The organism is Gilliamella sp. Choc6-1, assembly GCF_001690385.1.
Classification (GTDB): domain Bacteria; phylum Pseudomonadota; class Gammaproteobacteria; order Enterobacterales; family Orbaceae; genus Gilliamella; species Gilliamella apicola_A.
The window spans coordinates 145278-154118 of the sequence record NZ_LZHI01000041.1 but is presented as its reverse complement, the minus strand read 5'-3'; the positions used below and the strand labels follow the sequence as shown (position 1 = coordinate 154118).

General features: G+C 31.7%; 7 protein-coding genes. 5 read left to right on the top strand and 2 right to left on the bottom strand.

The window, feature by feature from the left end:
* Positions 1–439 (top strand): autotransporter outer membrane beta-barrel domain-containing protein (locus tag A9G36_RS06520; RefSeq protein WP_141670628.1); only part of this gene is annotated, 439 nt, incomplete at its 5' end.
* A 461-nt stretch (positions 440–900) separates the two neighbouring features.
* Here A9G36_RS06520 and A9G36_RS06515 read toward each other — a convergent pair.
* Positions 901–2280, bottom strand: coding sequence for an MATE family efflux transporter (locus tag A9G36_RS06515; RefSeq protein WP_034946427.1), 1380 nt, complete (start codon positions 2278–2280; stop codon positions 901–903).
* A 184-nt stretch (positions 2281–2464) separates the two neighbouring features.
* Between A9G36_RS06515 and yejK the strand changes: the two genes are divergently transcribed.
* The 3 genes from yejK (at position 2465) to A9G36_RS06500 (ending at position 5786) form a co-directional block, all read left to right on the top strand.
* Complete coding sequence (gene yejK, locus A9G36_RS06510; protein WP_034946424.1) at positions 2465–3469, top strand: nucleoid-associated protein YejK; 1005 nt, start codon at positions 2465–2467, stop codon at positions 3467–3469.
* A gap of 42 nt (positions 3470–3511) precedes the next feature.
* Positions 3512–4354, top strand: coding sequence for a deoxyribonuclease IV (gene nfo, locus A9G36_RS06505; RefSeq protein WP_065585533.1), 843 nt, complete (start codon positions 3512–3514; stop codon positions 4352–4354).
* A gap of 853 nt (positions 4355–5207) precedes the next feature.
* The gene (locus A9G36_RS06500; RefSeq protein ID WP_065585532.1) at positions 5208–5786 is read left to right on the top strand and encodes a hypothetical protein; all 579 of its coding nucleotides are present in this window, start codon (positions 5208–5210) and stop codon (positions 5784–5786) included.
* Between the two features lie 62 nt (positions 5787–5848).
* Here the strand turns inward: A9G36_RS06500 and yccS are convergent, their stop codons facing one another.
* Entirely contained in the window at positions 5849–7993 is a 2145-nt protein-coding gene (gene yccS, locus A9G36_RS06495) for a YccS family putative transporter (RefSeq protein ID WP_065585531.1), read from the bottom strand.
* 439 nt (positions 7994–8432) lie between these two features.
* Between yccS and A9G36_RS06490 the strand changes: the two genes are divergently transcribed.
* Positions 8433–8759: a Grx4 family monothiol glutaredoxin gene (locus tag A9G36_RS06490; RefSeq protein ID WP_034946999.1), complete on the top strand. Its 327-nt coding sequence runs from the start codon at positions 8433–8435 to the stop codon at positions 8757–8759.
* Positions 8760–8841: the final 82 nt, after the last annotated feature.

Genomic DNA, 8841 nt, shown 5'->3' with positions numbered 1-8841 from the left:
AGCGGAAGCTGGTTATGGTTTGGTTCTTCATGAAGGTTTAGTTAAGAATTGGTTACTTGAGCCACATGCTCAGTTAGGCTATACCTGGTCAGACAGCCACAACTTTAAGTTAGGCACACAAGGCGAAGTAAGTAATGTTAATGGTGATGGAGTACAAATGCGTTTAGGTGCAAGATTCTATGGTCAAAGCACTAAAGAAGGCTATGGAGTATTACCATTTATAGAAGCCAACTGGTTGTATGATTCTTCTTCACCGGAAGCAAAAATTAATGGTAAACATGTTGAATCAGACATGAGTAAAAATTATATTGAATTAAAAGTGGGTGTGAATGGTAATTTAACCAAATCCCTCAGTAGCTATGCTCAATTAGACAGCCGATTTGGTAGCAACAACTACCGTCAACTTGGTGCGCAAATAGGTTTGAACTATTCATTCTAATAATTTAAAAAAACTCAATAAAAAAAAGCAGCACTTAATTGGTGCTGTTTTTTTATCTATATTAAATAACTTATCTAATTAAAATAATAATTAATATTATCTCTGACATTATCATGATTAATGAAGCTTTGTTACTGAGCAAATGAAGCATATAAGTAATTAAGTGTTCCTTCTGTTTGATATTAATTTAATCAAATAGTTAACCTAGATTATCTTAAAGTTAAGGAATGGAATAAGAAATCAGTTCTTCAAGATTATACTAGCACTCAATTTAATTTAGCGGCGCTTTGTCAAAGTGGTTCAGATTATATAAAATCAAAATAGTGATATGAAAAAAGTATTAACGCTGAATTTTGATACAATCAAGCCTATAATTACAGGCTTGATTGAGATATGTCAATAAATATTAAATTTTAATAAGTAAATAAAGGCGCTTTCCATATTATTATTAATAATTATTTTTAATTGTGATTTTGTCTTTTTTTGATTGATTTAAAGTACCAGTATAAAACAAGATAAGCAGTACCTGTAGATAATAGATCTGCTGTTGGTGCAGCAACCCAAACACCATCGAAGCCAAAAAATAGCGGCAAAATATATAATGCGGGTAATAAAATTAATATTTGTCTTGATAAACTTAATAAAATAGATACTTTTGCCATACCAATGCATTGAAAAAAGCTTGTTGTTACCATTTGAAAGCCAACAAAAATAAACGAGAGTGTAGTAAATCGTAATGCAATAGCCGAAAGTTGCACTAAATCTTCCTCGGAACTAAAAGCTCGCACCAACATATCTGGAATAAAAAATCCTAACACAAAACCGAGCGAAGTCACCACTGTAGCCACTTTAACAGCATAAAAGAAAGTCTTTTTAACGCGATCATAATTTTTAGCACCATAATTATAACCAATAATAGGTTGCATACCTTGGTTGATACCAATGACAATCATAATCACTAAAGTAATAAGCCGGTTAGCATTAGAAAAAGCAGCAATTGAATCATCGCCCGACACATTAGCAAGTGGAGCATAACGATTAAGTTGCCAGTTAATAAACACTACAACGATTGATGCTGCCATTTGCATTGAAAAAGGCGATAAACCAATTGATATTACTGATTTCGCAATTGAAAAATCAAGCTTAAAATTACGGCGATACAGCTTGATATTACTGTTTTTATTTAAAAAATGTTGCATAACAAAAGCAAAGCTAATCATCATTGAAAACGTCGTTGCCAGTGCTGCCCCACGCATTCCCCAACCTAAACCAATAATGAAAATTGGTGCTAAAATAATATTGGCAATCACACTAACAAACATTGTCAGCATGGCTTTAAAGGGATAACCACTTGCACGCATCATATTGTTGTAGTTAAAAGTGAGGGTCAAAAAGATACTACCAGGTAGAAAAATCTCTAAAAACTCTCTAGCATAAACATGGTTAACGGGGCTTGAACCTACAAAGTGTAATACTGGATCAATAAAATAGAGTAATGTAGAAAGTGTGATTCCGCTTAACACAGCCGTTAACATAAACGATGTTCCAGCAACTTTTTCGGCCTTGTCGTTTTCACCACGACCTAAAAAAATTGAAATTCGACTGGCCGAACCAATTCCAACTAACATACCAATTGCCGCTGCTAAATTCATTACTGGTAGAATAAGACCTGCAGCACTTAACGCTTCACGCCCGATCCAATGACCAATAAAAATGCCATCAATAATATTATAAAGTGTATTAACAATCGTGCCGATGATAGCTGGTAATGCATATTGCCAAAATAAAGCGCTAACTTTTTTATGTTTAAAATCATGATAAATATCGTGAGATTTCACCATATTTTTTATTCCCACTGTAGAAGTTATTAAATTCTTAAGAAGTTTCAGATAAGATAGATGCCTAAGTATCAATTTGAAATTCATTGGCTATTAGTCTAACAGACTTATTAATTGTTGATAGCACTTTTTCAACTCTTTGATAAAATAGTTCATAATTTTTGTGATCTAAATAGGAATCCCCCAAATGAGCGTACAAATAGAAAAGATCATACTACATAAATTAATTAGAAAAAATGACACTGAAATCGAACTACAACTTCGTGATTCAATGCTCGGCAATGAACAAGCAGTGGTTAATCTCATTGAAGATATCAACCGCATCTATAATAATAAAAGCAAGGCCTATGGGTTATTTAATAGTGAAAGCTTATTTGAACAATCATTAAAAGAATTGCGACTAGGTAATCAAGATTTTTTACATTTCAGTCAAGAATCAACCAAACAACTACGAAACGAACTTGCCAAATACCCTTTTGCAGAAGGGGGAACTGTAGTATTTTGTCAGTACCGTTATTTAGCGGTTGAATACTTAATTATTGCGGTATTAAATAGTTGTTTAAGTATGCTAGTTAATGAAGACTTAGATATTAGCGAAACCCAATACCTAGATATTGACCATGCCGATATTATTGCCCGTATAGATATGACCGAATGGGAAACCCAAGCCGACTCAAAACGATATTTAACCTTTTTAAAAGGACGAGTAGGGCGAAAAGTATCTGACTTTTTTATGGACTATTTAGGTGCAAGCGAGGGATTAGATGCGAAAGCGCAAAACAAAACACTGGTTAAAGCGGTCGATGATTACTGCCAAGAAATGCAATTTGACAAACAAGACAAAACCAACGCACGTGAAAGCGTCTACAATTACTGTCAAGCACAATTACAAGCTGGTGAAGAAATTGAACTAAAAAATCTAGCCAACGAACTACCAACAAGTGACGATAACAACTTTATCGAATTTATTAAAAATAGCGAATATGACTTAGAAGAAACTTTCCCCGTTGATCGTAGTGCATTGCGCCAACTTAAAAAATTCTCGGGCAGCGGTGGCGGATTAACCTTAAGCTTCGATTCAAATTTGTTAGGTGAACGTATAAAATGGGATCCACAGACTGATTCACTGGTTATTAAAGGTGTACCGCCTAATTTGCGTGATCAGTTACAACGCAATAGCGGCTCGAATTAATTATCCGTTAATCATAAACTAACAACGTTATTAGGACAAAAAATGAAATACATTGGTGCACATGTAAGTGCAGCAGGAGGGGTAGATAACGCCCCGATAAATGCCTATCAAATTGGCGCAACCGCATTTGCGCTATTTACCAAAAATCAACGACAATGGCACGCCAAACCGCTCGAAACCGCCACCATCGACAGCTTTAAAAAACGCTGCGAAAAATATGGCTTTACCAACAAACAAATTTTGCCACACGATAGTTACTTAATTAACTTAGGTCACCCCGATAGCGAGCAGCTTGAAAAATCACGCACTGCGTTTTTAGACGAAATGCAACGTTGTGAACAATTAGGATTAACATTACTCAATTTTCACCCCGGAAGCGATCTAAAACAAATATCGGTTGATGAATGTCTAGCACGCATTGCCGAATCGATTAATATTACGCTCGACAAAACACAAAATGTGGTTGCTGTTATCGAAAATACGGCAGGGCAAGGCTCTAACTTGGGCTATAAATTTGAACATCTTGCGCAAATCATTGACCAAGTCGAAGACAAAAGCAGAGTTGGTGTTTGCATTGACACTTGCCACGCCTTTGCCGCTGGTTACGATTTACGTACCGAACAAGCTTGCCAAGAAACTTTTGCTGAGTTCGAAAAAATAGTCGGTTTTCAATATTTACGAGGTATGCACTTAAACGATGCTAAAAGCGAATTTGCTAGCCATGTCGATCGCCATCACAGTTTAGGCAAAGGCAATATTGGTGAAACTGCATTTAAATATATCATGCAAGACCCAAGAATTGACGAAATTCCTCTTATTTTAGAAACTATTGATTCCGATATCTGGGCACAAGAAATAAGTTGGCTAAGGGAACAGGGCAAATAATATGAAAAAACATAACCTAATGCTTATTATCTCTATGACTTTTTATTGCTTTGCAATATCAACTACGTGTAAATTAATAAAATAGATGAGTGATAATCAACAAATACTATGTTAAAAGGATATTAAATATCTAAACAGATTTTATCTGTCAATTATGTAGATTCTGAAAAACTATTCTGCTTTACACCAGTCTTCGAAAGTTTTGAATCTAAAATAAACATGCAGAATAGAAATTTTAACTAAATAAAAATATATAATATAGGTAAAACTCGTGATCTTGTTTTGAAAATAGCTGCATTTCAGAACAAGCCTATTACGAGATTTGGGCTTATTAAGTTAATAAGCTATATCAGTCACAATGTCTAACTTCAATTGCAGCATTAAATTCATATGCTTTATAAATATTCAAAATTTATGAATATTACCTATTTGTATTGTCAAATTGAATTGACACAAAATTTATCATATGAAGTTAACTTAGATAATATATTTGTATGCATTGAACAAATTTATAGCAATAATGATTAAAAATTTCAATAGATAGGAAGGTTATTTAAAGAGTTACTATTAGTATTGATTGTGTTTGAACGTTACTTATTTGGCATAGCTTACCTATTTTATATCACAGTATCGAACAAAAGCATTCTAAATATTAACAATTAGCAATGTGATAAAAAGAAAATTAATAAGGTTAATAAAAGGATAATTTTTATAAAATTGAATATAATAGGTATTAATAAATTTATTGATCTTCAATGATCAATTTTAGGTGTATTAACTGTATTTAAATGCTCGGATAAATTTTAATGTTTTGATTTTAAATGCATACAAAATAAGGTAATAGGTTGATAATATGAATAAGCAATTTAGAAAAATCTGTCAGTTTCTTGTTTTAACGCTATTGAATTTTTACAGTTATGCTGGAGATTCTCACTCATTGCATGCAAAAAATGATAGCCAATTATCATCGATTAGTAACGTTAATTTATATGAAATACAATATATTGATTATATTAAAAATAAAAGTAAATTTGCATTCATTCCTATAACAAATCAGATACTTGCACATGGTGGCAATTCTGTTATGGCGTTTCTTATTCCTCACGAAAACAACCATGTTGATCCTATTAATACTGAATACAAAAAAAAGATTTATCTTATTGAGAGTCAGTATCGTGAGATTTTGATCGCTAAAGCAGGCTTATCTGACTCAGATACTGTTTTCATTTATGATAATGTATTTAAACAAATATTATCTTTTGACATTCAAGATTTACAAGTTTTAGCAATTATTAACCCTAATAATAGCAATGAAGAAGGACCTTTTTATGAATCAGACTATCTTTTGGGGTTTGAAATAAATGCGGACAAATTAAAAAATTTTACGGAGCCTTTAGTTTATATAGGTAAAAAAAATCCTTTTACAAAATAGATTAGTACAACAATAAAGAACAAATTATTATAGATTTGAAACTTTGCTATGGCGAAAAATGATTAATTTTTTTTAATTTCAAGTGTAGTTATTAGATTAACTAATTCAGGTAAAATATCTAAAATTAAAGCAAGTTGCTGTATAATTAATAGATCATTACTTTTATGATTATCGCTATCGGGTATTTTTTCAATATAATTTATCACTGATTGCTGGATTTTTTTGTAATTATCATTAATCTTTTTATCGTTTAAAAGATTAATGATATAAACTGATACATCATCAAATAGCTCAAGAGCAAAATTAGTGATGGTTATGCCTCGATTTGCCCCTAGAGTTGAAAGATAACTAATTAAAGTGTGATTAAGGGTTAATAAACGAAAGCCTTGCTCAATAACACTTTGGTCAACATGGGGTTCTTTGGTCATCAAACTAATTAATGACGATAAATCAGCGTTACTATCATGTGCTGCTCGTCTTGCTAAACGATACATTAGATCATTGGTTTTACCGGTTAAGTACTGTCGACCAATTAACGCCAAATAGTGGCTATCATCATGGCAAACACGATCAACTAATTTAGGAAGATTTCTAAATTTCCAATCTGGCCAAATAAAACTTACTGCGAACCAAGCTATAAAACAACCTATCAGCGTAGCGATAATGCGTAAGATAGCTACTTCAATACTGCTTTCTCCAATTAAGCTAAAGCTAAAAAAGACTAATAAGGTAATAAATGCAGTAGCATAAGCATATTGCGAATTTTTAAATAGAAAAAATAGCCATCCTGTAATGATGATTAAAACTAATTGTTCTTCAATGCTCGGGAATAAATAAGTCAATGGAATACCAATGATGATGCCTAATATTGTACCTAAAATGCGTAATTTTAATCGATATTTTGTGGTTGAATAGTTTGGTTGGCAAACAAAAAGACTTGTTAGAATAATCCAATACCCATGTGAAAGTTCTGAAAAATGAATGAGCATATACCCAACAAATAAAACAATACTCATTCTAATTGCATGCCGAAAAAGTGCTGATTGAACCGTCAAGTTTCGTTTAATTTTAATAAAAATATCAGAAAAACTAGTTAATTCTTCATCGATTAATCGATTATTTTCTTGTTCTTTTGAAAGATGTTGTTCTTTATCAATATTGGCAAGAAGCAGATCAATAGATTGCAGATTTTGATGTAAATTTTGCAATGATTTAATAAGTAATGTATCAGCTTTATTATTATTTTGAAATACTAAAATAGCTTCTTCTAGATATAAAAAATACCGATTAAACAGCGGATCGTGTTGATAAGTTTGATTTAGTTTAATTGCTAATGCTAATTTGGTACAGGCTTTAGCTTGTAGATTTAAAATTCGCGCAAAACGAAATAAAATATCACTGTGTTTAAACTGTAGGCTTAAAGCTTGGTAATCACCATGTGCAGAATTTGCTCGTTCATGAATATCTTGTGCTACAAAGTAATAACTCAACATTTTTCTAACGTAAGATTGTCCTCGATAGCTTTTTAAACGATCGAATAATGAGCGTTTAGTTTGATTAAAGGCATTAATTAATTGATTATTACTTTTGGTTAACTTTACTGTTTGCTTTTTAAAAGCATTTGTTTCATCTGGATCGAACATTGCTGCTTTTGCATCAAGATACTGCGCTAATGTTATAAAACAATTGGATAAAGTTTGTTGGGTTGTTCGGGTAGGCTGAATAATTGATTCAATCAACGAAACAACATTATACCATAGAGCTCCAAATAATAAAAAATAAGAAAACATATAATTATCGGTATATAGATTATGACCAAGCATGGTATAAGCTGCAATCAATAATGAACCAAATGCTATTACACCATAACGTTGCCCTAATGAGCCGAGCATAATGAAAATAAATGTGGAAGACACCAACCCCATTATGAACATGAATGGATAGTCAAATAATAATTCTACCGAAAATGTGGCTATAGCAAAACAAATCAGGGTGATAACTAAATTAATACACCGTGATAACAATCGCGTGTCAATTTCAGTTAATCCAGCAGCTACTACGCCTAACGTCAGTGGAATAACAAAGGACACTTGTCCAAAATACCACGGTACCAAAGTTGAGCCAGCTAAACTAATTAACATACGAATACTAAAAAGTAAATTACTACTGTAAAAAACTTTACGTAACGCTAGAATAAATGGATGCACAATGTATTGAAATGTTTGTAAGTTGGGATAATGGTTAGTAGCATACTATATTGTGATTGTTTGGAAAAGAATTTGTGATATTGATTACGTAAAATTAAATAATTTTAAAGAAAATAAATTATTTCAATAAAACTACACATTGGTGTGTTAAGAAATCAAAAATTTCTATTTTTGAAAATAATTATTACAAAAATAGGTATATTCTTTTGCTCAAAAAATTCTGTTTATCAAAGGTTTTTAGTATTACTTTTTTATTTTAATATAATATTAACTAATTAATTAATATTATATTAATGCTGCGTTATTTTTTCTGTTATCAAATATTGAGAGTTAATTACCTTTAAAACAAATATATGGATTGTAGTATTATAGAGTTAAATTCTAAGTTAAAATAATTAAAGCTACAAATTAAGAAGGATTAAACGTTATGGGAACAGAAATGACAACACTTGAAAAAATTAAAAAACAGATTGCTGAAAATCCAATTATTATTTATATGAAAGGTTCTCCTAAATTTCCAAGTTGTGGGTTTTCAGCTCAAGCTGTGCAAGCTTTATCTCAATGTGGTGTGCCTTTTGCTTACGTCGATATTTTACAAAATCCAGATATTCGCGCAGAATTACCTAAATATGCTAATTGGCCAACATTTCCACAACTGTGGGTTGACAAAGAGCTAGTTGGTGGTTGCGATATAATGCTTGAAATGTTTCAAACTGGTGAGTTGCAAGCTTTGATTAAAGAAACAGTTGAAAAATACAATTTGTAAATATTGTATTATTATCAATAACAATGACGTTATTCTGACTAACTACGTAAAAGAGTTGATTAAAACTCTTTTACTAATATGC